1 protein-coding gene is annotated in these 300 nt (G+C 64.7%); it reads right to left on the minus strand.

The window, feature by feature from the left end:
- The coding region (locus JHD67_RS22095) for a hypothetical protein (protein WP_199101238.1) at positions 1–300 on the minus strand (300 nt) is incomplete at both ends.

The following is a 300-nucleotide window of genomic DNA, read 5'->3' on the forward strand; positions in this document are numbered from 1 at the left end:
TGCGCCCCATCAGGGCGGCGACATTGGCCTCGTCCGCGACGATCTCCAGATGGATGCGGCCGATGCGGCCGTAGATGGCGCCGGCCGCACCGATAGGGTCTTTGCGGTACACCTTGTCGCCCTTCTTCAGGGCAACGTCCTCGGTGACGGCTTTGCCCTTGGCGTCTTTGGTGGCGACGGGCGTGCGGTGCACGTGGTGCAGGTGCTGGTAGATCGAGTAGAAGGTGACGGGCGTGCCTTCGCCGATCTCGGTGTCGTGCCGAAGAATCACCACGCCGTTGCTGGTCCAGCCCTTGTAGT

The sequence above is a fragment of the Dyella sp. ASV21 genome (assembly GCF_016428975.1).
GTDB lineage: Bacteria > Pseudomonadota > Gammaproteobacteria > Xanthomonadales > Rhodanobacteraceae > Dyella.